This window comes from Methylophaga sp. UBA2496 (assembly GCF_002341635.1).
Lineage (GTDB): Bacteria > Pseudomonadota > Gammaproteobacteria > Nitrosococcales > Methylophagaceae > Methylophaga.
Genome location: NZ_DDOK01000005.1, coordinates 134,993 through 160,658 on the forward strand (window position 1 = coordinate 134,993; position 25,666 = coordinate 160,658).

Here is a 25,666-nt window from a genome sequence, read left to right on the forward strand (position 1 = left end):
GTGAATGAGGCGGTATGGCGTTAACTGACGAACTGTTATTACAGGCAGGCGTGGCCACTGAGTTACTTGATGGGGAGACTGTCGAGCGATTAAAAGTGGAAGCCAGACGTCAGCGGGTGCCGGTGTTAAGCAAGGTGTTGGCACATTACCGTATACCTGTTTCAGCACTGCACCGTGCGGTGGCTGAATCAAGGAATATTCCGTTTATTGATCTGACGAAAGCTTCCATTGAACGGAAATTACTGAAAAAACTGCCCGGCAGCCTGATCAAACGTAAGCATTTTGTACCGGTACAGATGGACGGAAATCTGCTGTTGATCACTGCGGATCCGGATGATATGGCCGGGATTACCTCGGCAACACGTTTAATGGGCGCTGAGTTACCCATCGTGATGGCGGAACCGAAACGGTTACAACTGCTTGTCGACAATTATCTGGCGACCAGTGTCATGGCAGCCGTTGAAGAAAATGCAACAGCGTCTCAGGAAACGGATCTGGTGGGGTTGCTGGACACCATTCTGACAGAAGCCTATCTGACCAGGGCATCAGATGTTCATTTACTGACGGAAGAGGAAGGTCTGCGAATTCGCTTACGGATAGATGGCAGCCTGTCTGATTACCCTCTGGCTGCGGATCAAAGTGTGGCATCCGGTCTGGTGTCACGAATAAAGGTACTCGCTGGTCTGGACATCGCCGAACAGCGGCAACCTCAGGATGGCGGCTTTACCTACCACCTCGCGGCACCATTTGATCTGGATTTCAATATCCGGGTGGCAACTGCACCCACCCGTCTGGGTGAACGGATTACCATGCGTCTGCTTGGTCAGGAGTCCGGCGGTCTGACACTGACGGATTTAGGCATGCTGGAACAGGATCTGGCCCGCTTTAACGAAGCCATTCGTAATCCCTACGGTATGATTCTGCTGACCGGTCCGACAGGAAGTGGCAAATCCACCACGCTGTTTGCCGCGCTGCAGGAAATCAATCAACCTGACATCAATATCATGACAGTAGAAAACCCGATTGAATACGTGATGGAAGGGGTGTCGCAGATACAGACCGGCCCCAAAATCAGCTTCGCTGATGCACTGCGTTCCTTATTACGCCATGACCCGGATGTATTAATGGTCGGGGAAATCCGTGATGCCGAAACGGCTGATGTCGCGGTGAAAGCGGCGATGACCGGGCATCTGGTTTTTTCTACCTTGCATACCAACAATGCCGTCAGCGCGGTTACCCGTCTTATCGATATTGGCTGTGAACCGTTTTTGATAGGTTCCACCATGACTGCTGTGATTGCACAGCGACTGGTGCGGCGTTTGTGCAGGCATTGTGCTCGTAAGCGATTTGCGACTGAATCTGAAAGCAAAGCATTGGGCTATGAGGATAAATCAATAGAGATATTTGACCCGGTTGGCTGTGCAGTCTGTCAGGGAACTGGTTTTCGCGGACGTTTGGGCCTATTTGAAACCCTCTGGTTTGATGAACAGCTTGCCAGAATGGTGGCAAAAGGGGCAGATGAAGAAACGCTGGAGCAGGCAGCGGGCGACAAACTTCGTTTCATGTGGCAGGACGGTTGTGAAAAAGTACTGCGCGGTATGACCACGCTGGATGAAATACAGAAAGTAGCCGTGGTGAAACATGTTGCCGGGGATGAGGTGATCTACGATGCCGCTGTATAGCTATAACGCCCTGAGCAGTGCTGGTAATGAACAGAAAGGGTCATTACAGGCAGCCAATGAAAGCATGGCAGCACAGGAGTTACGGGCACAGGGTTTACGCGTACTGGATATTCGTGAACGTAAAGGACAGGGTGGTTTCCTGGGGCAGGCGAATTTTGCTGACTGGCTGGCCACCCAGCGTTCTGTCGGAACGGATTCGTTGATTTTCTATTTCCGGCAGATGGCATTCATGCTCAGAGCCGGTTTACCTGTGGCTCAGGCGCTTGAATTGTCAGCCGGACAAATTTCCAGCAGTCGTCTTAATCTGGCGATAAGAGTCATGCTGAAAGATATCGAAGGAGGGCAATCACTCTCTGCCGCAATGAAAAAACATCGCGATGTGTTCAGCCACATGGTCATCAATCTGATCGTGGCCGGTGAAAACACCGGTGAGCTTGATGTGATCATGGAACGGCTGGCCAGCCATCTGGAGAAACGTTCAGCACTGAAAAAACAAATGATTACGGCATTGATTTATCCGGTCATCGTTGTGCTGGTGGCGATTGGTGTCGCGATATTCATGGTGGTCAGCATTATTCCCAAATTCGCGACGTTTTTGCAGGGACAAGGCAAGGCGTTACCGGCATCAACTCAAGCGCTTATCGATATCTCCGCAGGTATTCGTGAAAACGGCATACAACTTGTCATTGCTGCTATCGCCATACTGATCGCGATCTGGCTGTTTTATCGGACGCCGCAGGGACGTTTATGGATGGATCAGCTTTTATTACGCATTCCGGTGATGGGTAAATTGATGATTAACGGTTCAATGGCCCAGTTGAACTGGGCCATGTCAATTTTGCTGAGCAGTGGTGTCAATATTTTCGATGGACTGAAAATTACAGCAGATTTGATGCCTAATCGTGTCTATGCCGACAAGCTCAAACAAGCTGCAGAGAGGGTTTTTGCTGGTCACGATTTGTCATCCAGTATTCGTCATCCAATGTTACCGGCTCTGGTCACACAAATGATTGCGGTCGGTGAACGCACCGGTACGCTGGACCATATTCTGCAGGAACTTGGCACCTATTATGAAAAGGTGCTGGAAACCGGAATCAAACGACTCACAGCTTTAATTGAACCCGCGATGATACTGGTGATCGGCGGCATGGTGGGATTTGTCTATTACGCCTTTTTCCAGGCGTTGTTTGCGTTGGCTGGTGGGAGGTAAACACGTGCTGCGAAGAAAAGCTTATTACAACGTGATGATGGTCTTGGCTGTCTGGGCAAATGCCGTTATGGCCATTGAAAACGGGGATCCGGAAACAGACAACCTCGCTTTGATGCGTGACCCTTTTACCCCCAGTCAGTTGATGTATCAGATTCGTGGAACAGAGTTAAGCAGCTATTCCAGGGCAGGAACCTTTAACCCGAATGATGCCGTTGCGACAGATATTCCGGATATGCGTCTGCGTGGTTTTGTTTCTGATGACAGCGAGAAAATGCTGGCGTTGCTGGAAGTCGTCGGCCGCGGGGTTTATATGGTCAGAGAAGGCGATGAGATCAATATCAATCCAAGACGCCCTTCAGAGGCGATTCGGATTACCAGTATTACGCGTTTAGGGGTGACGGTGGAAACCGGCACGATTGGCAAAATCCGGGTGTTGAAATAAATGACTATGAAGCAATTTTTCTTTTTTATTCAATTGTTCTGCCTGGTTTTATTACCTCTTAATGCGGTTCAGGCTGCAGACTATATTGATGAGGTTGAATTCAATGATACGCAGCTTGCTGATGTGGTGCGGACATTGTCTGAATTAACCGATACCAACATCATCGCCACACCGGATGCCACTAATCGTCGGCTCACCATCCATCTGAAAAATGTCAGTGTGCTTGATGCTGTTAAATCCATCAGCCGCATCAGCAATTTATGGTATCGCTATGACGAGGATACCAATACCTATCGGATTATGACGCGCGAGGAATACAGTCAGGATCTGGTGGTGCGGGAGAGTGAACATATTGAAGTGTTTACCTTATTAAATGCGAATGTACAGATTATTGCTCAGGCCATTGAAGATTTGTATGGACAGCGCGTCGTTCTGTCACTGGGTCAGGCGCCCGGTGAAGATGTATTTGGGAGTGGTGGACGGAGCGGTAGTAGTCGAGGCAACAACACGGTTCGCAATGTACGTTCATCAAACCTGGGTGGAGTAGGACGTTCAACCAATCGTTTTTCATCAGGTGGCAGAGGAAGTGCTGGCAATACCCTGACAAACGCCGGTTCCCAATTGGATGGAAGCATTTTGACGGTGGATCAGATTTCTCAACTGGCTGCTTCCGTGGAAGCTTCCGGGTCGACCAATATCAGTCAGGAAACCCTCAAACAGGTGACCATCCAGTCACAACCGATTTATGTCACCGTTAACAATGAACACAATATGATTATTGTGCGTACGGATGATCGGGCTGTGCTATCAGCAATCGAAAAACTGATAAAACAAATGGATATTCCGGTGCCACAGGTCATGCTGGAAATGCAGATCCTCAGTGTCATTCTGGGCGAGGATTTTAATTCCATTTTCAATTTCGAGTTACAACCAAGCGGTAGCAATCAATCCTCACAACCCATTTTGCTGGGTAATAATGCCCTGTTGAACTCTGGTACATTTATCTACGAGTTTCTCAACAACCGGCTGCGTGCCAATCTTGAGTTTCTAGAAGAAAACCGACGGGTTCGGGTGTTATCCAACCCGATGGTTGTGGCATCAAATCATCGTGAGGCTGAATTATTTATCGGTGAAGAAACACTGGTTACCGAAGGCTTTCAGTTTTTTGCCTCCGTCATTGATAACGGGGTAGTGATACAGCCAGCTTATGTGCAGGCGTTGGTCAATCGTGAAGATATTGGTATTACGCTGCGCATTACGCCAAGGATAAACTCTGACAGCACGGTCAGCCTGCAGCTCGAACAGGAAAGCTCAACGGTTAATCGTGGTGGCGGTACGATTCCGGTGACCGACGGTGAGGGCGGTGTAACCAATTTATCAGTAGACACTATTAATACAGCAAGGTTAACCGGAACCGTCATGGCCAAAGATGGCCTGACAGTTGCGGTAGGCGGCCTGATTCGAACCAGTGTCAATAAAAATGAACGTAAAGTACCGCTTCTCGGAGAAATTCCGGTGATTGGCCGGGTATTTCGTTCCACGATTGAATCGGAAGAGGATACCGAAACGGTATTGCTGATCACGCCCAGAATCATGAATGCGCCGGGCGAAAGTGAAAAAATTCGCCAGGCAGACAACGCCTATTATCGTTCACATAATGCAGGCTATCCGCCACCAGCTCCTGCACCCAACAGATTTATTGATCGCGATAACGATAACGAACAGACAGGTCCCCAAACTTCTTCAGCTAATACCAATACAGCACCTGTTGTCAGTGAACGTCATCAGGTGTATATGGAAATGAGTCAGTATGCGGCTGAAATGGTGCGTATTCCTGAGGTTGAGCGTATACGGGATAAAAATTACAGTCCGGTTCGGGTCAACACACAAAACAGTCTGCCATTGTTTGCAGATAACCGTATCAGTGCCACACCAGTGGGTAGCTGGAATCGTGGTGGTATGCATGTCACTGCGCTTTCTGTTGTGAATCGGGCCTCTCAGAGTTTGCCGGTCGATTTTCAGAATATTAAAGGCCGCTGGCTGGCTTCATCTGTTGAAAGCAGTCAATTATCACCAGTGGGCCAGACAGAGAGTTCAACTTATATGTATGTGATTTCGGCTCTGCCATTTGATGAGGTTGTGGCTAATGCGCGTTAAGTCGGTTGTCCTGCTATCAGGTGTGGGCTTATTTGCTTTACCGGTATCCACCATATTGGCGGTACCGGCCCTGCAGATGCACGTTTACGAAGAAATGCCTGCTCAGTTGCCGCCGGCCAATCAGGTTGTCGGTCAGGCCGTGGAACCGCAACGGTTGAGGGTACATATCTATGAGAGCCCTCAGAAAATAGCTGAAAAAAAGACGCCCTGGTTACAATACGATAAAGAGGATATTTATTTCAAAACCGGTTATCGGCGTGATGAATTTCGTTGGAATAAAGCAGGATTGGGTGGGCAACCAAACATCCTGTCGGAACTGACCTGGGAAGATCTTGATATTGCCACTGTTAATTTGGGGGCAACGTTATATACCAAAGAAAACTGGTTGGTAAATTTTGATTTCCTGTATGGCGAAATTTATGACGGTAAAAATCAGGATTCGGATTATTTCGGAAACAATCGGACTCAGGAATTCTCAAGATCCAATAACGGGGCCGATGAAGGCAGTGTAATGGATCTGTCTATCGGTATCGGCAAACGATATGAATGGTTGGTAAACGAATCAACACGGACTCGCTTTGAATGGCGACCTATGGGGGGGCTTTATTACTATTCACAGGATTTAAAAATAGTTGATGGATATCAGACACTTTCAGCAGATCCTCGCATACCACCAGTAGGGCCTTTTTCCGGACTGGATTCCAGTTATGATGCGACCTGGTATGGACCATGGATTGGCATGGAAAACCTGTTTATCAAACAGGATGCCTTTGAGCTGGGGTTAAATTTTAAATATCACTATGCTTTTTATGATGCTACTGCACAGTGGAATTTGCGTAGTGATTTTGCTCAACCGGAAAGTTTTACCCATGAAGCTGAGGGGGGCGGATTTGTCACCGAACTGACGGGGGCGTGGCACTTATCGCCTCGGTTAGCCCTTACCTTGGATGTGCATTACCAAAAGTGGATTGCAGACAGAAATGGCAAAGATAAAATCAATTTTGCAAATGGTTCTACCGTGAAACTGAAGTTTAATGAGGCAAAATGGGAAAGTTATGGCATCAGTCTTGGTTTGAACTATGATTTTTAAAATTCAGTTATGCTGTTTCGTCTGAAACGACAAATTTAAAATTTTACATTTCAGGGGCTGTTGATTGATGCATACCCCTGCATATATGTATTTATAAGTCTGTTACTATCTTGGAATATTGCTGTTTCAAAGGTTGATGACTTATGGAAGAAACTAACTATAAAAATATTGTCATGGGAAATACATGAGTTTAAGAGGTCTGATTAATAGCCGGATTTTGTTTTCGGTAATCATTATTAGCATGTTCGGTAGCGTATTAACGATTTGGCAGGCCCGACAATCTGTCGAACGGGAAGTGAATTCTTCTTTCAATCTCGCCTTGCAGATGATGGACCTGGGTTTTAGTCACTTATCCCGTACGTCGATGACAGAGTATGAATGGTTACAGCAGATCAGCGCGATTCAGCATACCCGGCATTTGCATATCAGTATTTTCAATGAAGAAGGAGAAGAGGTGGAATGGTTTGTTCCGGACAGCATTGAGGACGAACGGCCACCCGAATGGTTTGTGAGGGCTGTCAAAACGACTTATCCCTCTGCAAATTATGACATCAGACTTGCTGATGGCCGGTTGAAGCAGATTATTGTTCGTGCTGATCCATTGGATGAGATTGTTGAAACATGGGAAGAGTCAGTCGCTTATTTCTGGTCGGTGATGACAATGATCGGGGTGATTTTTCTGGCCATTAATATTGTGTTTAACTCAATGTTGCAGGCGGTTCGAAGTATTGTTGTGGGGCTACGCAGAGTTGAGTCCGGTCAATATGGACGTAAATTACCGCCTTTTAAAATCAGTGAGTTTGATGCAATTGCAACTGAGATCAATCACTTGTCAGATGCGTTGAAACTGGCCAAAGATAATAATCAGGCATTGGCACGGCATACCATGCAGATCCAGGAGTCCGAAAGACGCAATTTATCCCGGGAATTGCATGATGAGATGGGGCAATCACTGACAGCAGTAAAAGCCATGTCTACAGCTATTCGTCAGCCAGGTGCTGATGTCGCTAAAATTTCCGAATCCATTGCTGATATATGCAATCATCTGGCGGGAGTCGTGCGATCAATGATGCGTACCCTGCATCCACTGAGTCTGGCGGATTTAGGACTCGGGGCAACCTTGTCCGATTTAATAAATGAATGGCGACGTCGCTATCCTGATTTGGTAATTAAACTGGATTATGACGAACGGCTGGATCAGGTGGCTCATGAACTGGCGATTCATGTTTACCGAATTGCACAGGAATGTCTGACAAATGTCGTGCGCCATGCCAATGCAACTGAGGTAACATTAGTCATCCGACAGGAGGGAGAACACACTTCCCCTCGAGTGGTCATGCGAATTCGTGATAATGGTCAGGGAGGTGAATCATCAGGGCATGGGTTTGGCGTGTTGGCTATGCGAGAACGGGTTGAAAATATGGGAGGCCGCTTTAGATTTGAATCTGAAGCGGGTAAAGGCGTTTGTGTAAGCGCATGGATGCCAATTATTGAGAAATCAGATAATGAATGAAAAAAAGATTAGTGTTTTGCTGGTGGATGATCATCAGGTAGTACGTGCAGGATTCAGAATGTTATTGGATTCACAACCCTTTATCGGCAGCATTGTTGATGTCGATCGGGGTGAGTTAGCCTGTCATGAATACGAACGTCAGCGCCCTGATGTCGTGGTGATGGATTTATCAATGCCGGGGATAGGCGGTTTGGAAACCATACGTCGTCTTAAAAAACAGGATTCTCAGGCGACAGTGCTGGTTTACAGTATTCATGATGAATCTATCTATGTAGAACGTGCCATTCAGGCCGGCGCTAAAGGCTATGTCACTAAAAACAGTGCGGCGGAAGTGCTTGCGGAAGCCGTTTTAGCCGTCTCACAAGGTAAACGCTATATCGAACAGGATATCCTGCCGAATATTGATGATTTCAGACATCCTTCCGACACCTTGCATTACGGTCAGGTTGTCGAGCTGTTATCACCGCGCGAGTTTGATGTATTTTGCCTGACCGCTAAAGGCATGACGGCACATGAAGTTGCTGCAGAATTACACTTAGGCTACAAAACCGTGGCTAACTACAATACACAGATTAAAAACAAGTTGAATGTAAACACTACTGCGGATTTGGCAAATATTGCGGTTGTTTTGGGTATTATCAAACATTAATCAGTGCGGTGCTTTGATGCCGTGAGCCATTATTTTTAATGAGCTTATCTGACAATATCAATTGTCCCAAAAAACACAGTTGAGTAATAGTCTTTGTCGGCAAGTTATTGATAGTTATATTTTTATTTTAAAATATTCAAGCCTCTTGAATTCTTTTAAAGACATCCCATCTTCTTTATCAGAAGACAATATTCGTCTTCATGATGAACTGAATTATGGAGGTGTTTTATGGCTATTCAACGTTACAGACCTTACAGTCTGTTTGATAATCTACAACGCGAAATGTCGTCTTTATTGCAATCGTCTGCAACAGAAGCCAATTTTAATGAAGAAGATTGGACCCCTGCAGTGGATATTCAGGAAACTGCCAGCAGTTATATTATTCACGCTGATTTACCGGGCGTTAAAGCCGCAGATATTGAAGTGACTGCCGAAAATGGTTTGCTGACAATTAAAGGTGTTCGCGACAGTAACAAAGTGGAAGAGAAAGAAAATTACAAGCGCATTGAGCGATTCAGTGGCACTTTTATGCGTCGATTTACCTTACCCGAAACCGCTGATGTCGATAATATCAACGCCTCTTCGCGGGATGGCGTATTGGAGCTGACTATTCCTAAAATGGCGCAACTTCAACCCAAACGCATTGAGGTGAATGTTCAGCAGTAAGTTAAATAAAAAAGGCTCCCAAAATTATTTGCGGAGCCTTTTTTGTGTATGGGAAAAATTCCTAATATAATGGTTTTGGAAATATCTGAACGACAAGAAAGATAAGTAACATTGCTCTTGCGGGTAGAGAATGGAACATCCGGATTTTTTAACTAAGGAGCAATCATGAAAAATACAGCCAAATTTTTAACTGCTGCAATCACCATGTCATTATCTTCAATGGCACTGGCTGATAACGACAACTATGATCTTGATGACATCCGTGGCTGGAAACTCGTCAAAATGGAAACGTGTATGGATGCTGCCCTGGATACCATTCCGGGTAACGTGCGTAAGCTGGAAATGAAAATGGAAGGTGATGATCCAGTATACGAGTTTGATATTGAGGCAACTGCAGATGGCAACACATACAATGTTGAATGTAATGCCGAAGAAGGTTTTGTCACCGAAATTGAACGTGAAGTAGAAGCCAACGATCCTACGTTCCAGAAATATGCCAAAATCACCGAAGCTGAAGCCCGTGAAATTGCTTTAGATTTTATTCCAGGTGAAGTGGTGGCCAATGAATATGAACTAGGGTTCGATGGTTCAGTCACTTATGAGTTTGATATTGTGAATGTTCACGGTCGTGAGTACAAAGTCGATGTTAATGCCATCACGGGTGAGATCGAAGAAGCCAATTTAGAGTTATACGAAATTGGTATGGAAAAAGAACTGAAACAGTAAGATCAGTTCAGGTAACATTAAAAAGCCGGCTATCAAGCCGGCTTTTTTATGCGCGTTACATCAGTGGTAGAGCAATAGCCCCTGGTTTATTTAACACGCATTCCAGGTTTTGCTCCATCATCAGGATTGAGAATAAATAAATCCTTACCACCGGGGCCGGCGGCCAGCACCATACCTTCCGATAAACCAAAGCGCATTTTACGTGGTGCCAGGTTGGCGACCATCACGGTTAATTTACCGACCAGTTCTTCAGGGGCGTAAGCCGATTTAATACCGGCAAATACCTGTTTTTCAGCCAAGCCGATATCCAGAGTCAGTTTCAGCAGCTTTTCAGCACCTTCGACATGCTCGGCAGTGACGATTTTGGCTATACGTAAATCAATTTTGGCAAAGTCATCAAACTGAATTTCATCGGCAATCGGATCTACATTTTCAACTGGCTTTCCTGGTGTAGCAGTTGCGGTCATATTTTCTTTGGATTCCTCGATGATGGCATCAATCTTATCCTGCTCAACGCGAGTCATTAGCGGTTTGAAAGGCTCAATAGTGTGGCCCGATAATGGTTGAGCTATATCCGCCCAGCTTAGCGAGTCAATATTCAGGAAGGCTTCGGCCTGTTCTGCTGTGCGGGGTAATACCGGCTTCAGATAGGCAATCAGCACTCTGAACAGATTGATGCCCATGCTGCAAACGGCCTGAACTTCAGCATCCTTGCCTTCTTCTTTCGCCAGCACCCAGGGTTTTTGTTCATCAATATACTGATTGGCTTTATCAGCCAGCGCCATGATTTCACGCATTGCCTGAGCGAACTCGCGATTGTCATAACGTCTGGCAATCGACTCGGATTGATCGGTAAAAGTCTTAAATAAGGCTTCATCAGTCAGTGCATCACTTAATTTTCCATCAAAGCGTTTATTGATAAAGCCGGCACAGCGACTGGCAATATTCACGACCTTACCGACTAAATCCGAATTAATCCGGCTCTGGAAATCTTCCAGACTCAGATCGATGTCTTCAATGGTGTTATTGAGCTTGGCAGCAAAGTAATAACGCAGATATTCCGGGTTCAGATGATTCAGATAGGTGCGGGCTTTGATAAAGGTGCCACGTGACTTGGACATCTTTTTGCCGTCAACCGTCAGAAAACCATGGGCATACACACGATTCGGTAATCTGAAACCGGCACCTTTCAGCATGGCTGGCCAGAACAAGGCATGGAAATAAATAATATCCTTACCGATAAAGTGCACCATTTCAGTCGGACTGTCGGCACGCATAAATTCATTAAAATCCACACCGCTACGGTCGCAGTAATTTTTGAAGCTGGCTAAATAGCCAATCGGTGCATCCATCCACACATAGAAAAACTTGTTTGGCGCATCGGGTATTTCAAAACCGAAGTAGGGTGCATCACGTGAGATATCCCAGTCCTGCAAACCACTGTCAAACCATTCACCAAGTTTGCGGCCAACTTCGGCCTGCAGATGATCGCCTTGAGTCCATTCACGTAATAATGGTTCGAAATTACCCAGTTTGAAAAAATAATGTTCAGACTCTTTGGTGATCGGGGTGGCACCGGAAACGGCAGAAACCGGATTTTTTAATTCAGTCGGGTCATAGGTCGCGCCACAGACTTCACAGTTATCACCATACTGATCGGCGGCACCACATTTTGGGCATTCACCACGAATAAACCGATCCGGCAGGAACATTTCTTTTTCCGGATCATAAGCCTGACTGATGGTACGGCTTTCAATATGTCCGGCATCACGATTCGCCAGATAAATCTGGCTGGCCAGTTGGCGATTCTCTTCGCTGTGGGTACTGTGATAGTTATCAAAACCAATCGCAAAATCGGCAAAATCGGCCTGATGTTCTTTACTGACGTCAGCAATTAACTGTTCCGGGGTGATGCCCTCATTTTGTGCGCGCAACATGATGGGGGTGCCATGCGCATCATCGGCGCAAACATAATGACATTCGTGGCCTTGCATCTTTTGAAACCGCACCCAGATATCTGTCTGAATATATTCAACAAGATGTCCCAGATGGACAGAACCATTGGCATAGGGAAGTGCGCTGGTGACCAGAATCTTTCGTTGCATAAATAAACCGGAATTAAGCCGTTAGAAAACCGTCAAAGATAACAGATTAACCAGGGACTGTTAATCTTTCATGGGCACCATGAACGGTTAACAGACCCTCTCAGACTCTATTTTCAGTTATGTGGCACGGTTGCGTTGAAAAGCCATGCCAATTGCTTTAGATTGAGGCTATATCTGCCGTGACGGCAATTCCTAGCAGTAAGAGAGCCTGATGGATCTGAATTTACATGACATACATGCCGAGTCAATTGAGCTGGCTCTGGATCGGGCGCGACAATATCGTTCATTGTTGGAGCCAGAAATCGCTGAAAGTATCTGTCTGGATATCCTCAATATCGAGCCGGAAAATCAGGCGGCATTAGTCGTTTACATTCTGGCACTCACGGATCAAATTAGTATCAGCGGCAGTCAGTCGCCATTTCAGGACATTGAAGTGGCTATTGCCAAACTCACCAGCGAATATAAACAGATTTACTACACTGGTATTGTTCTGGAACGGCGCGCCCGTTTTATGCTGACACAACCGATGTCCCGTGCCTTTGCCTACGATTATTTTATTAAAGCGTTAGAGTGTTATCAGCAGGCTGAGCAAATGCGTCCTGATCATAATGATGAAGCCATTCTGCGCTGGAACAGCTGTGTGCGTACCATTCAGCGTGAAAAACTCGAACCGTTGTCGGAGACTGATCAGATTGTTATGAGCCGGGAAAGCTGATGGCCTTATTGCAAGTTAAAAAGCGTCTGATGGCGATGGCCGGTCTGGTGCTGACCGCTTATCTGATTTTTCATATGCTCAGTAATCTGAGCTTTTTCAGCCCCGAGCAATATCAGGCGTTTTACGATTTTTATAATCAACCGCTGATTCGCTGGCCCTTATGGCTATTAGTGGCAGCGTCATTGGTGTTTCATGTGATTGTGGCGGTGCAAATCCGACTGCATAACAGTAAGGCCAGAATTCATGCCTATCATCACCGGCAACATCATTTTATTCCCGCCTGGCTGGTATCCATTGTTATCACGCTGATTCTGCTGTTTATTGTCTGGCATATGGCGCAAATGTGGTCATTTGGCGGTGCTGATATATACGGGCAGACAGTCACCTTATTCAGCTCTGTCTGGCAATTAGCGATTTATCTGGGGGGCGTGCTGTTAATAGGACTGCATTTGCAGCATTCGTTAACCAATGTGTTGCAAACCCTGGGCAAAACTTCTAAACAGTTTTACTGGATCAGCACAGCAATTGTCGTGTTATTGGTGGTGGGATTTGCCATCGTGCCAATAGTGGCCTACTGGAAAGCATAAATGACTGACGAACAACCATTAGACAGCTTTTCCCCGAAAGGTCCGCTGGAACAACGCTGGACCCAGCATAAATACAATCTGCGAGTAGTCAGTCCGGCTAATCGAAAACGTTACCGGGTGATTGTGGTAGGAACCGGTCTGGCAGGCGCTTCTGCAGCGGCGTCACTTGCCGAAATGGGGTATCAGGTTAAGACTTTCTGTTTTCAGGATAGTCCGCGCCGGGCACACAGTATTGCGGCTCAGGGCGGTATTAATGCTGCCAAGAATTATCATAATGATGGTGACAGTGTCTGGCGGCTGTTTTACGACATGATTAAAGGCGGCGACTTTCGGGCCCGTGAATCCAATGTATTTCGTCTGGCGGAACTGAGTACGTCGATTATTGATCAGGCTGTAGCGCAAGGTGTGCCATTTGCCCGTGAATACAGTGGTTATCTGGCCAATCGTTCGTTTGGGGGAGCGCAGGTATCCCGAACCTTTTATGCTCGCGGTCAAACCGGTCAGCAATTATTACTCGGGGCTTATCAGGCGATGAGCCGGCAGATTGCTGAAGGTCATATCGAACATTTTTCCCGTTGTGAAATGCAGGATCTGATCAAAATTGATGGTAAGGCCAAAGGCATTGTGGTCAGGGATTTACTGACCGGGGAATTAAGTTCGCATCTGGCCGATTGTGTAGTGCTTTGTACTGGTGGCTACAGTAACGCTTTTTACCTGTCGACCAATGCCAAAGGCTGTAACACCTCGGCTATCTGGCGTGCCCATAAACACGGCGCGTTATTTGCCAATCCCTGTTTTACACAGATACATCCCACCTGCATTCCACAACATGGTGAGCTGCAATCCAAACTCACGTTAATGAGCGAATCATTGCGCAACGATGGTCGCATCTGGGCACCGAAAAATCCTGCCGATTGCGGACGCGATCCACGGGATATTCTGGAACAGGATAGGGATTATTTTCTGGAACGCATGTATCCGGCGTTTGGTAATCTGGTGCCACGCGATATTGCCTCACGGGCGGTCAAACATATTTGTGATGACGGACGTGGCGTTGGGCATGAAATCAATGGTCAGAAACTGGGTGTGTATCTGGATTTTGCTGATGCCATCAAAGAACAGGGTGCTGATGTTATAAACGAAAAATACGGCAACCTGTTTGATATGTATCAGCGGATCACTTCTGAAGATCCGACCCAACAGCCCATGCGCATTTATCCTGCGGTACATTACACCATGGGGGGATTGTGGGTGGATTACAATCTGATGACCTCAGTTGATGGTCTGTTTGCCGGTGGTGAAGCCAACTTTTCCGATCACGGTGCCAATCGACTGGGTGCCAGTGCATTAATGCAGGGTTTGGCAGATGGTTATTTTATTCTGCCAACCACAGTTTCTGATTATCTTGCCCGACAAACGCCTTTGGAAGATAAAGACTATCCCGAAGTGCAGCAGGCTATGAACTATTCGCAATCGCGTTTGGATCGACTGTTAAATGCGCCTGAACCTAAACAAACGCCCGATCATTTTCATCGTCGGCTGGGTAAGATCTTATGGGATCACTGCGGCATGGCACGTAATGAATTTGCTTTAAAGCAGGCGATTGAAGAGATTCAGCAACTACGTGAACAGTTCTGGCGTGAAATCAAAATCAGCGGTAACGATAAACAGCTGAATCAAACCCTGGAAAGAGCAGGCCGGGTTGCCGACTTTATGGAACTGGGTGAGTTAATGTGTATTGATGCCCTGAGCCGTGAAGAGTCCTGTGGCTGTCATGCCCGTGTAGAACATCTGACCAGCAACGGTGAAGTGCAACGGCGTGATAACGATTTTGGATTTGTTTCTGCCTGGCAATTTACCGGTGACGTTGTGCAGCCAAAACTGATCAAAGAGCCTTTGCATTTTGATTTTGTCAGCCCCGGGATACGGAATTACCAATGAATTTTATTCTGCATATATGGCGTCAGGCTTCTCCCCAAGACGACGGGTTTTTTGAAAAGCATGAGTTGGAAGTGGAAGCAGAATCTTCTTTTCTGGAAATGCTTGATGCCTTGAATGAACGGCTTATCGGTCTTGGAAAAGAAGCGATTGTCTTTGATCATGACTGTCGTGAAGGGATCTGTGGCAGTTGCAGTCTGGTGATTAACGGTGAACCGCATGGACGGCATCAGGCCACTACGACCTGTCAGCAATATATGCGTGACTATCATGATCAGAATGAATTATGGATTGAACCCTGGCGAGCTACAGCGTTTCCGGTGATAAAGGATTTGATGGTGGATCGCAGTGCGTTTGATCGTATTATTCAGGCGGGGGGCTACATCCCTGTCAGAACCGGCGCTGCGCCGGAAGCCAACACTCAGCCAGTCGCTAAACCCGTCGCTGACAAAGCGTTTGATGCAGCAACCTGCATTGGCTGTGGTGCTTGCGTGGCGGTATGTCCCAATGCCTCAGCTACATTGTTTATCGCAGCCAAAGTCAGTCATTTGAGTAGTCTTCCACAGGGACAGCTGGACACAAAGCGTCCCGCCAGAATGTTAGCCCGTATGGAAGCTGAAGGCTTTGGCAGTTGCAGTAATTACCGGGAATGTGAGCGGGTTTGCCCTAAACAGATCGGTACAGATACCATTAGCAAAATGAATAAACTGTTATACCAACGTTAACCTCGGCAACATTCATGATTAAATAACCCCGGAATCTGCCATTACGGCAAGTTCTGTTACATCATTGTATAACGCGCTTAACCCCCTTCCGGAGCCTCTAGATGGTAGAAGATCTGCTCAGCAAACTTGATTCAATTACGGATAAACGTCGGGTGGTGCTGATATTTTCGGCCGAAGATGAGCAGGAAGTTCAAGATCAGATATTGCCTAAATTACCCGAGCAGCAATGGGAAATCGAACTCAGCAATTTTCAGGCAGCACAACAGTATCAATTTGCTGATGATCAATTGGTGATCAGCTACCTCAATGATGAATGTCTGCGAGATTTGATGTTACAGGCGCGTGAACAGGAGTGGACAATAGGCCTGTTACCGCATCCCGGAATGAAACACGCACGTTACGGGTTTGGCATTGCTGCCAACTTAGATGATGCCCTCAGCGATATTATGAATAACGATGCATCGCAACTGGATTTGTTGCTATGCAATCAACGTCCGGTTTTCAATTCGGTCATTGTGGGACAAACTTTTACTCTGGTGCCCGGTGAAGCAATGGTTGAGCCATTCTGGGCTCGCGTTCGACGTTTCTGGCGTTTAATGCGCAGTCTGAAAGAAGTGCGTTTTACCCCCTTTACCATTACCACACAGAAAGAAAAGGTTGTTGAAACCGCTGCTTTCGGAATCGTGGCGGTTGAGCATGGCAGAAGTTCAGTTTTATCACGTCGTTTTATGCCCGACTCCAACGCCAATGATGGCATGTTGCATGCTTTAGTACTGGCGCCGCGAAGCGTATTTGAAATGTTACGGTTTTTATTTGCTTCATTGTTCATGCGCAATATCTGGAGCCGAAATAACCCGCCGTTTATAGGTTTTATTAAAAGCAGCCAGTTAAAGCTGGAAACCAGTAAACCTATTAAATACAACCATGATGAAATGGTATCTGAAGCAGAGCAATTGGAATTTAACGTTGAGCGAAGGGCCGTTCGCCTGATACCCGGACGTTTGCTGGCATTAGCTGAAAGTGGCGGAGAGCAGAAGGAAATCGTTCGAACACAGGCATTGCCATTGGGCAAAGCTCGTAATGAACTGATCAGTTATCCATTGCCATGGATGCATCATGCTGCTCCGGAAGAGTTCAAAGATTTATTTATGATGATGCGAGAGAGTGCCAAGGCAACGCCTGCCTATCTAACGCTGATGGTGCTATCTACATTACTGGCTGCGTTCGGTTTATTTGCCAATTCCATTCCAGTGGTGATTGGTGCAATGATTCTGGCACCGTTAATGGGACCAATTATTTCGATGTCACTGGGCACTCTGCGTCAGGATGATTCTTTGATGCTGGAAAGCGGTAAAAGTATTGCGATAGGTACAGGACTTTCCTTGCTATGTGCCATGCTTATCGCCTGGTTCATTCCGCTCAATAATATTAATACCGAAATTGCAGCTCGTATCAGTCCGACGTTGTTGGATTTAGGTGTCGCGGTGGTGTCTGGTATTGCCGGTGCTTATGCGCATGCTCGTGCTGAAGTGGCCAAAAGTCTGGCCGGTGTGGCGATTGCGGTGGCCTTGGTGCCGCCATTAGCTGTTGCCGGTATTGGTCTGGGGTGGCTCGACTTTACCGTGTTTTTCGGGGCATTTCTGTTATATCTGACCAACCTGGTGGGCATTATTCTGGCGGCGTTAATTACCTTTATGGTTCTGGGATATAGTCCATTCCATCGCGCTAAACGTGGTTTGATGCTGACCCTGGTCATGGTCGCCATTCTGGCTATTCCACTGGCCATTGGTTTTGAGAGAATGGTGGCGGAAAACAATGTGTTACGTCAGCTGGATGGTCAGGAAATAGCAGGGGTCAAGCTGGTGGATGTCAATGTCAGACCACGAGATCCACTCATTATCAGTTTGACGATGGTATCGAAAACCGCAGTGGATGATGCGGTAATGGATGAAGTGAAACAGGAAATTGAACGCCGTTTACAGCAGCCGGTTGTATTGGAAATTGCCGTCAGGGTGATTCGATAAAAAACAGCTCAGACCCCAGAAAAAACAGGGTCTGAGCTGTCAATCATTAAGGTTTGCGAAAACGTAAGGTCATACGATCACTTTCACCAATCACCTGATATTTTGCTTTGTCTTTTTCGTTATCGACTCGCAGGTTTGGTGGCAATGTCCAGACACCATTTGGATGATCTGCGGTATCAGCAGGGTTGGCATTGATTTCGGACTTTTCTTCCAGCACGAATCCTGCCTTTTCAGCCATTGAAATGACATATTCTTCGGTTAGATAACCGCTTTTTTTCATCACGGCCAGGGGGGTGCCCGGTTTGGCCCGATGGTCTGTTACGCCGAGAATGCCCCCGGATTTCAGAACATTAAAAATAGCGGTAAATGCCTGATCAGCGAAATCTCCCTGAACCCAGTTATGGACATTTCTGAATGTCAGTACAGCATCTACACTGTTTGGCTCAGCAAACTGCCAGTCAGTTTCCGGGCCAAATTCGGTCACCAGCACTTCATCATATAGTTCTGGAGAGGCTTTCAGCCAAGTGTTATATTCCTCACGAAGTGTTTGTCTGTAGGCAGATTGTGTGTCAGCAGGAAATCCCGCCGCGATTAGTTGGCCTTTACCATGTTTTAACCATGGAGCAAGGATTTCGGTATACCAGCCACGTCCAGGCCATATTTCAGCGACCCGCATATCAGCAGTAATGCCAAAGAACATCAAGGTTGCTGATGGATGGCGAAACATATCCCTGAGTCTGTTGCTTTCAGCACGTTGAGGACTATCAATTGATCTTTGCAATGAATCGTCAGCACCAGCTATTTGATTGAAAGGCAGAAGAGCCGCAAAGAGCACAATAGAAAAGATACGTTGCACATACATAATGAACTTCCTGTTTAAATCGAGGTTAATACATTACTAACTGACTGCATGATACGCTCAAGGTTGCTGGAAATAGTTACGTTTTCCGGCTTAAATTTGTCTTCTGGTAACTTAGCGGGTAGTTTGAAAGGGAAGACCACCATACGCCACACACTGATATTCTGTATCTGCCTGTCGCAAGTGTGTCCAGAGTAAACTCATTGTGATTAAGATATAAACAAATATGTCAGATAACAAAGATAAACTGAAAATTGCCTTATTAAACATCCATGGCTTGATTCGTGGCCACGACCTGGAACTTGGTCGGGATGCCGATACCGGTGGTCAGACACTTTATGTACTTGAACTGGCCCAGGCCTTATCCGAACAGGAAAAAGTCGGTGAAGTGTTACTGATTACCCGGCGAGTTGTAGACGAAGAAGTCTCACCGGATTATGCCCGTCCTGTCGAACAGCTTAACGATAAACTAAAAATCATTCGCATTGATGCCGGACCTGATGCTTATCTGGCGAAAGAACAGATCTGGGAACATCTGGATACGTTTGCCGATAATCTGGTGGATTATTTCCGCAGACAGGCGTTTTTACCGGATATTTTGCACAGTCATTACGCTGACTCCGGGTTGGTGGCATCACATATCGCCAACCAACTAGGCATTCCTCTGATACATACCGGTCATTCATTGGGACGTGTTAAACGCAGAAGACTCTTGGCCAGTGGCGTGGATATTGCCCAACTGGAACAGCAGTACAAAATGACTCAGCGCATCGAGGCGGAAGAAATTACCCTGGCGACGGCAGAGCGGGTAATAACCAGTACCCATCAGGAAATTGAAGAGCAATACGAGCTGTATGATCATTATCAGCCAGCACAAATGCGTATTGTGCCGCCGGGTACCAATGTTCAGCAATTTACCCCGCCAAAAGGCGATGAGTTGCAAAGTGAATTATTCAAACGTATTACCCAGCATCTGGATGAACCGGAAAAACCGATAATTCTGGCGTTATCCCGTCCAGATAAACGTAAAAATATTGTCAGTTTGATTGAGGCCTATGGTCAGTCTGAAATATTGCAGCGACATGCCAATATATTGATTATTGCCGGTAACCGGGATGATATTGATGATCTGGAACGTGGTGCGCAGGAAGTGTTCCATGAACTTCTGGTAGCGATTGATCGTTATGATCTTTATGGCAAAGTCACCATCCCCAAACATCATCGTCGTGATGAAGTGCCACTGATTTACCGTATTGCTGCTGCCACCATGGGAGTATTTGTCAATCCTGCCCTGACTGAGCCTTTCGGTCTGACACTGATTGAAGCGGCTGCCAGCGGCTTACCGATTGTTGCCACTGAAGACGGTGGCCCCAGAGATATCATGGCCAATTGTTTAAATGGTGAATTGATTGATCCTCTGGAAGTTTCCAGCATCAGTTCAGCGATTGAAAAGTTGATTCTGGACCAGGAATATTGGCAGCAGTGCCAGCAAAATGGATTAAAGGGCGTAACGCAACATTATTCCTGGCATGCCCATGCCAAACGTTATCTGGAAATCATTGAACCGATAGCCGCCCGGACGGAGAAACTGTTACGCCTTCCGGTTGAACGTCGTGAATCCGGACGCGATGAGAGGGCATTGGTCACCGATCTGGACTTGAATCTGGTGGGTGATGATGAATCCTTGCAGGCGTTGGTGAATTTGCTTCGTGAACATCGTAAAAGTACCAAGTTTGTGATTGCTACAGGGCGGCGGCTGGATCAGGCTCTGAAGTTGATGAAAAAACATCGTATTCCAGAACCGGATATTCTGATAACCAGTAGTGGCAGTGAGATTTATTACGCACCCAAACTGACACCGGATACGGCGTGGACCAAACATATTGATCATTTATGGTTGCCACACCGGGTCAGCAAACTACTTGATGAGGTTCCCGGTCTGGAGCGTCAGCCCAAGTCAGAACAAAGCCAGTTCAAGCTGAGCTACTACATCAATCGTGAGCAGGTCGATGTTGAAGAGGTCAAATCGTTGTTGCACCGTGAAGAATTATCAGTGCATGTACAATTAGCATTTGGTCAGTATCTCGATATTATGCCGTTAAGGGCGTCGAAGGGCATGGCCTTGCGGTTTGTGGCTGATCGTTGGCAAATGCCATTGGAACGTATCTGTGTCGCAGGTGGTAGTGGGGCGGATGAGGATATGATGCGTGGTAATACCCTGGCTGTCGTAGTGGCAAACAGACATCATGAGGAACTGTCACAGCTGGAGGATTTCTCACATATTTATTTCGCCCATAAACCATTTGCTGCAGGGATTATGGAAGCAATTGAGTATTACAATTTTTTTGAAATCCATTCTGAACAAGCAACAGGTTCACGTTAAATGAGTGCAAGACTATTACTCTGTACCGATATGGATCGCACGGTGATCCCTAATGGAATGCAGGCAGAACATCCTGATGCACGCCGGCGGTTCCGTAAGTTCTGTCAGTCTGAGCAGGTTTGTCTGGTTTATGTGACTGGGCGTCATCGCCAGTTGGTTGAAAAAGCGATTCGTACCTACAGCCTGCCTTCACCGGATTATATTATCAGTGATGTAGGCACCAAAATATTTCAGTTTAAAGATAAACACTGGCAAGAAGTGCAGAGTTGGTGTGATGAAATTGCAAAAGACTGGAACGGGCGGTCACACTCAGATCTGAAAGCCTTACTGAGTGATATTAAAGATCTGCAATTGCAGGAGTTCAGTAAGCAAAACACACACAAGCTGAGTTTTTATCTGCCGCTCTACCTCAATAAAGATAAGGTCATAAATGAGGTGCATAGCCACCTGCAAAAAAATGGCATTAACGCTTCGGTGATGTGGAGTATTGATGAACTTACTAATGTCGGTTTGCTGGATGTGTTACCAGAAAATGCCACCAAACTACATGCGATTGAATTTCTGCAAAACCGGCTGGGCTATGCTGATAATGAGGTGGTTTTCGCCGGAGACAGTGGCAATGACATGCCGGTATTGGCGAGCCCCATACAATCAGTGGTGGTCCATAACGCATCAGATGAAATCAAAGCCATGGCGCAACAACTGGTCGCCGAAAATGGTCATCCACAATCACTCTATATTGCTGTCGATCCAGGTCCACTTGGGATGAACGGCAATTACAGTGCCGGCGTTTTACAAGGTGTCTGGCATTACATCGAGGGGTTAAGACAGCAACTAGAAGCGAGAGATCATTCATGAGCCAGCAACCCGCATTAGCCATTTTTGGTGAAGTTTTATTCGATTGTTTTCCGGATGGTGCAAAAAAACTGGGAGGGGCACCGTTTAATGTTGCCTGGCATTTACAGGCGTTTGGTGATCAGCCTTTATTTATATCCAGTGTGGGCGATGATGAACAGGGGCAGCAGATCCGCAAGGCAATGCAACAATGGCAACTTGCAACTGACGGCCTGCAAACTGATAAAAATCACAGTACGGGAGAAGTGAAGGTCAGTCTGCAAGGCAGTGAGCCCTCCTATGAGATAACAGCCGATCGGGCTTATGACTTTATTAGAACAGCAGAGCTCCCTGGTCTGCGCAATGATGCCATTGTTTATCATGGTTCATTAGCCTTGAGGAATCCTGTATCGCAGGAAGCTTTTGAGTTTCTGACACGGCCAGCATCCGTTTCCGTCTTTATGGATGTCAATTTACGCGCTCCCTGGTGGAATAAAGAAGATATTTATAAATGTCTGGAGCGGGCTCGGTGGTGCAAGCTTAATCAGCATGAGTTAGTCGAACTTGGTTTTAATTCAGCCGATTTGCAGCAGGATATGACTAGAATGCAAACGCATTTTCAGCTGGAACAGCTTATCGTGACGCGGGGTGAAGACGGTGGCATTGTACGTTGCAATGATGGAACGTTTTATGAGCAAAAACGTATTGCTGCTGATAAGTTGGTTGATACTGTTGGGGCTGGCGATGCCTTTAGTGCCATGTATATTCATGGTCTGCTAGCCGGCTGGCCAGTGCAGAAAATATTGCTGCATGCCCAGCAGTTTGCCAGCAAGGTGATAGGATTACGTGGAGCGGTCAGCGAAGACCCTGCCTTTTATTCTGAATTCACATAACGATTTGTCAGAATTATCCGACTCTTAAATCAGGAAATTACATGTACGAACAGCAATCTCATTCGCTTCTGAATGCCATCCTGAATCAGATTGAACCTGAGTTTGCCAAAAAGGATCTGCGTTATTTTTATACGCGGCTTGGTGCCAATTTTTATGCCATTCATTCGTTGTTTGAAAGGCTCTATGGTAAACGTCCGGATTTTGCTGAACAGGCGCAACGACTGGTTGAAACGCTGGCCAGACAATATATTGATCGCTCTGATGAATTACGTGCCAAAGATATAGAGCGGGAACAGGATTACAACTGGTTTCTTAGTCAGAAATGGGTTGGTATGGCCTTGTATTGCAATGGTTTTGCCAAAAACCTGCAAGGCATGCGTGAGCATCTGCATTATTTTCAGGATTTGGGTATTAATCTGGTTCATGTCATGCCGATTATGAAATGTCCTGAAGGTAAAAGTGATGGCGGCTATGCGGTCAGTAATTTCCGGGAAATTGATCCTCGTGCCGGTGACTTAAATGATTTGCGGGCATTAGCTGACGATTTACGTCAACGCGATATGTTGCTGGTGATGGATGTGGTGTTAAATCATACCTCGGATCAGCATGAATGGGCACAAAAAGCCCGTGATGGCTATTCGCCTTACCGTGATTACTTTTATACCTTCGAAAACCGTCATGTCCCGGATATGTTTGAACAAAGCATGCCAGAAGTGTTTCCGGAAACCGCACCGGGTAATTTCACCTGGAATAAGGAAATGCAACGCTGGGTCATGACGGTGTTTAATGAATACCAATGGGACCTGAACTACAGCAATCCCACTGTATTTATTGAAATGCTGGATATTATTCTGTTCTGGGCCAATCAGGGGGCTGATATCGTGCGTCTTGATGCGGTGGCTTTTTTATGGAAAAAAATTGGCAGTACCTGTCAGAACGAACGTGAAGCGCATTTGATTTTGCAATTGATGAAAGACTGCTGTCAGGTTACGGCGCCGGGTGTGCTGTTTATTGCTGAAGCCATTGTCGCCCCGGTAGAAGTCACCAAATACTTTGGGGAAGATGCCGTTATCGCCAAGGAATGTGAAATCGCCTATAACGCCACATTTATGGCTTTGTTATGGGATGCCGTGGCGACTAAAAATGCCAGGTTATTAAATCAGGGCATTAAAAGTCTGCCTGTGAAACTGGAACGTGCCACCTGGTTAAACTACATACGTTGTCACGATGATATCGGTTTGGGCTTTGATGACAAGGATATCGAGCTGGCGGGTTATGAGCCGCGAGACCACAGACGGTTTCTGATCGACTACTTCACCGGTCAATTTGCTGATTCACATGCCAGAGGTGTGCCGTTCGGTCAGAATGATAAAACCGGTGATGCCCGTATTTCCGGTTCTTTGGCATCTCTGGTCGGACTGCAGCATGCGATGGATATCGGCGATGAAGAGGCAATTGATGATGCTGTGCGCATCATTGTGTTATTACATAGTCTGATCCTTTCATTTGGCGGTCTGCCATTGCTTTACTATGGGGATGAAATCGGTACGACCAATGATGAAAGCTATCGTAATGATCCGGTCAAAATGGATGATTCACGATGGGTGCACCGACCATTTATTGATTGGCAAAAAGCAGAAAAACGTAATGTGCCTGGTACGGTTGAGTATCTGATTTTCAATCAGCTGAAAACCTTGATTGCCGTGCATAAAGAGCTGGATGCGTTTGCGGATTTTAATAACCGCGATCTGGTGGATGTAGATAATCCGCATTTATTTGTATTTGAACGCTATCACTTGCAAAAACCGGCTGATCGAGTGTTGGTAGTGGCGAACTTTGACCGTAAATCACAACGGCTGGATCTGGACCAATTACCCAGATGGTCACAATCCCATCAAGGACAATTAGTTGATGCCGTTACTGGACAAACTCCGGAAAAATTCGGTAATACCGTGGTGATTCCACGCTTTGGCTTTTACTGGTTAACCGAAGTCTGATCTGGTTTTTATAACTTGCAATTTTCGTCTGGACAGGATTTTCCACCAAATAAACGCGAAATCGGGTGTCGGAAGCGGGCAAAAAACAGATAGGCCAAATCTGCGAACCAGCGAATGACCGGCCACCGCAAAATTTGCAACCATTTATGATGGCCGACCAGTCCCCAAGCCCTGGCAGTTACATCCAGACCAGTGATGATTTGTCCATTGGCTAATTGACCATGTAAACGTTTATCGGCGGCGACCACATCGATATAGGGATAACGATACACAAAGTCGATGGCGTGAATATCTTCAAAATGCAGTCGTTTTCGATTATCCAAGCGTTTTAGCATCGAAATTTCTTTACTGCACAAAGGACATTGTCCATCAAAAAATATCGTTAACTGATGCATCTTGTTTTCTCGGTTGAAAGCATGTGCCAATCAGACGTTATTTCCTCGGCTTAGTTCTCTGGGGCCGAACCTATGC

Annotated in this window: 21 protein-coding genes; 18 read left to right on the forward strand and 3 right to left on the reverse strand. The window is 46.4% G+C overall.

Features of this window, described 5'->3' with window-relative positions; all coding sequences use genetic code 11:
- Positions 1–14: 14 nt before the first annotated feature.
- The 9 genes from B2W60_RS07765 (at position 15) to B2W60_RS07805 (ending at position 10,135) form a co-directional block, all read left to right on the forward strand.
- Positions 15–1,682 carry a GspE/PulE family protein gene (locus tag B2W60_RS07765; protein ID WP_292359971.1) on the forward strand — a complete coding sequence of 556 codons (1,668 nt, stop codon included), beginning with the start codon at positions 15–17 and terminating at the stop codon, positions 1,680–1,682.
- Complete coding sequence (locus B2W60_RS07770; protein WP_292359969.1) at positions 1,669–2,892, forward strand: type II secretion system F family protein; 1,224 nt, start codon at positions 1,669–1,671, stop codon at positions 2,890–2,892. Before B2W60_RS07765 ends, B2W60_RS07770 begins: the two co-directional genes overlap by 14 nt.
- 4 nt (positions 2,893–2,896) lie before the next feature.
- Entirely contained in the window at positions 2,897–3,334 is a 438-nt protein-coding gene (locus tag B2W60_RS07775) for a hypothetical protein (RefSeq protein ID WP_292359968.1), read from the forward strand.
- A complete protein-coding gene (locus tag B2W60_RS07780) occupies positions 3,335–5,491 on the forward strand; it encodes a DUF3438 family protein (protein WP_292359966.1) in 2,157 nt (718 codons plus the stop codon).
- The gene (locus tag B2W60_RS07785) at positions 5,481–6,581 is read left to right on the forward strand and encodes a TonB-dependent receptor (RefSeq protein WP_292359964.1); all 1,101 of its coding nucleotides are present in this window, start codon (positions 5,481–5,483) and stop codon (positions 6,579–6,581) included. Before B2W60_RS07780 ends, B2W60_RS07785 begins: the two co-directional genes overlap by 11 nt.
- Positions 6,582–6,765: 184 nt before the next feature.
- Positions 6,766–8,094 (forward strand): ATP-binding protein, encoded by a 1,329-nt coding sequence (locus B2W60_RS07790; RefSeq protein ID WP_292359963.1) that lies wholly within the window; start codon positions 6,766–6,768, stop codon positions 8,092–8,094.
- Complete coding sequence (locus B2W60_RS07795) at positions 8,087–8,743, forward strand: response regulator (protein ID WP_292359962.1); 657 nt, start codon at positions 8,087–8,089, stop codon at positions 8,741–8,743. The genes B2W60_RS07790 and B2W60_RS07795 overlap by 8 nt, the downstream gene beginning before the upstream one ends.
- 228 nt (positions 8,744–8,971) lie before the next feature.
- Complete coding sequence (locus tag B2W60_RS07800) at positions 8,972–9,409, forward strand: Hsp20/alpha crystallin family protein (protein WP_292359961.1); 438 nt, start codon at positions 8,972–8,974, stop codon at positions 9,407–9,409.
- 165 nt (positions 9,410–9,574) lie between these two features.
- The gene (locus tag B2W60_RS07805) at positions 9,575–10,135 is read left to right on the forward strand and encodes a PepSY domain-containing protein (protein ID WP_292359958.1); all 561 of its coding nucleotides are present in this window, start codon (positions 9,575–9,577) and stop codon (positions 10,133–10,135) included.
- Between the two features lie 86 nt (positions 10,136–10,221).
- On the opposite strand, the gene metG is transcribed toward B2W60_RS07805, so the two are convergent.
- Positions 10,222–12,240, reverse strand: coding sequence for a methionine--tRNA ligase (gene metG / locus B2W60_RS07810; RefSeq protein ID WP_292359957.1), 2,019 nt, complete (start codon positions 12,238–12,240; stop codon positions 10,222–10,224).
- Between the two features lie 211 nt (positions 12,241–12,451).
- Between metG and B2W60_RS07815 the strand changes: the two genes are divergently transcribed.
- The 5 genes from B2W60_RS07815 to B2W60_RS07835 all read left to right on the forward strand — a co-directional run bounded on the left by B2W60_RS07815 (position 12,452) and on the right by B2W60_RS07835 (position 18,229).
- A complete protein-coding gene (locus tag B2W60_RS07815) occupies positions 12,452–12,955 on the forward strand; it encodes a hypothetical protein (RefSeq protein ID WP_292359955.1) in 504 nt (167 codons plus the stop codon).
- Positions 12,955–13,542 carry a succinate dehydrogenase gene (locus tag B2W60_RS07820; protein WP_292359953.1) on the forward strand — a complete coding sequence of 196 codons (588 nt, stop codon included), beginning with the start codon at positions 12,955–12,957 and terminating at the stop codon, positions 13,540–13,542. The genes B2W60_RS07815 and B2W60_RS07820 overlap by 1 nt, the downstream gene beginning before the upstream one ends.
- Entirely contained in the window at positions 13,543–15,483 is a 1,941-nt protein-coding gene (locus B2W60_RS07825) for a fumarate reductase/succinate dehydrogenase flavoprotein subunit (protein ID WP_292359952.1), read from the forward strand. It begins immediately after the preceding gene.
- Positions 15,480–16,205: a succinate dehydrogenase/fumarate reductase iron-sulfur subunit gene (locus B2W60_RS07830; protein ID WP_292359950.1), complete on the forward strand. Its 726-nt coding sequence runs from the start codon at positions 15,480–15,482 to the stop codon at positions 16,203–16,205. The genes B2W60_RS07825 and B2W60_RS07830 overlap by 4 nt, the downstream gene beginning before the upstream one ends.
- Before the next feature lie 101 nt (positions 16,206–16,306).
- Positions 16,307–18,229, forward strand: coding sequence for a TIGR00341 family protein (locus tag B2W60_RS07835; protein WP_292359949.1), 1,923 nt, complete (start codon positions 16,307–16,309; stop codon positions 18,227–18,229).
- Between the two features lie 46 nt (positions 18,230–18,275).
- Here B2W60_RS07835 and B2W60_RS07840 read toward each other — a convergent pair whose 3' ends face one another.
- On the reverse strand, positions 18,276–19,091 hold the full coding sequence (locus tag B2W60_RS07840) for a class I SAM-dependent methyltransferase (RefSeq protein WP_292359947.1): 816 nt from the start codon (positions 19,089–19,091) through the stop codon (positions 18,276–18,278).
- Between the two features lie 223 nt (positions 19,092–19,314).
- On the opposite strand from B2W60_RS07840, the gene B2W60_RS07845 reads away from it, so the two are divergent.
- Genes B2W60_RS07845 through B2W60_RS07860 form a run of 4 tightly spaced genes read left to right on the forward strand, consistent with a single transcriptional unit; the run spans position 19,315 to position 25,195 of the window.
- Positions 19,315–21,471 carry an HAD-IIB family hydrolase gene (locus B2W60_RS07845; RefSeq protein WP_292359946.1) on the forward strand — a complete coding sequence of 719 codons (2,157 nt, stop codon included), beginning with the start codon at positions 19,315–19,317 and terminating at the stop codon, positions 21,469–21,471.
- On the forward strand, positions 21,472–22,329 hold the full coding sequence (locus B2W60_RS07850; protein ID WP_292359944.1) for an HAD-IIB family hydrolase: 858 nt from the start codon (positions 21,472–21,474) through the stop codon (positions 22,327–22,329).
- Positions 22,326–23,198: a carbohydrate kinase family protein gene (locus B2W60_RS07855; protein ID WP_292359942.1), complete on the forward strand. Its 873-nt coding sequence runs from the start codon at positions 22,326–22,328 to the stop codon at positions 23,196–23,198. The genes B2W60_RS07850 and B2W60_RS07855 overlap by 4 nt, the downstream gene beginning before the upstream one ends.
- 41 nt (positions 23,199–23,239) lie before the next feature.
- Positions 23,240–25,195, forward strand: a complete 1,956-nt coding sequence (locus B2W60_RS07860) for an amylosucrase (RefSeq protein WP_292359941.1) — start codon at positions 23,240–23,242, stop codon at positions 25,193–25,195.
- A gap of 8 nt (positions 25,196–25,203) precedes the next feature.
- On the opposite strand, the gene B2W60_RS07865 is transcribed toward B2W60_RS07860, so the two are convergent.
- Positions 25,204–25,590 carry a thiol-disulfide oxidoreductase DCC family protein gene (locus B2W60_RS07865; RefSeq protein WP_292359940.1) on the reverse strand — a complete coding sequence of 129 codons (387 nt, stop codon included), beginning with the start codon at positions 25,588–25,590 and terminating at the stop codon, positions 25,204–25,206.
- Positions 25,591–25,666 lie beyond the last annotated feature (76 nt).